The sequence below is a fragment of the Blautia sp. TF10-30 genome (assembly GCF_003481245.1).
Lineage (GTDB): Bacteria > Bacillota > Clostridia > Lachnospirales > Lachnospiraceae > Fusicatenibacter > Fusicatenibacter saccharivorans.
In genome coordinates this window covers 30,110-30,461 of the sequence record NZ_QUKM01000022.1, presented here as the reverse complement: position 1 = coordinate 30,461, position 352 = coordinate 30,110, and the positions used below count along the sequence as shown (strand labels likewise).

General features: G+C 47.7%; 1 pseudogene. It reads right to left on the bottom strand.

Annotated features, from left to right (window positions below):
* Positions 1 to 352, bottom strand: a pseudogene (locus tag DXD02_RS15880) (IS200/IS605 family accessory protein TnpB-related protein); the annotation flags it as partial.

The window sequence follows — 352 nt, the reverse complement described above, 5'->3', positions numbered from 1 at the left end:
CATCAAAGGCAAGCCTGCTCGTGTTCCAGGCACAGATTCGGGAAATTCGGATTTCCTTTCTGTGTGCCTGCTGTCCGCACCGTTTCTGGATATCTCGTTTTCTCCACATCTGCAGTTTCTGCTTTTTCTTCCCAGAAAGTTTTCCTTTCATTTCCAGATATTCGAAAACAATCACATCTGCCTTCTTTTCTGACGCATACAGAACGATTTCCCTTGCAATCTTTCTGCCAAGCTCTGTATTCAGACGTTTTGCATATGCCCATCTTCCCTGCGCCTGACGCGATCCATGTTCCCGCTGAAATCTTCGGATCCGTCCCAGCACACGGTACATCCGGTCTTTGTCACTGGGAAA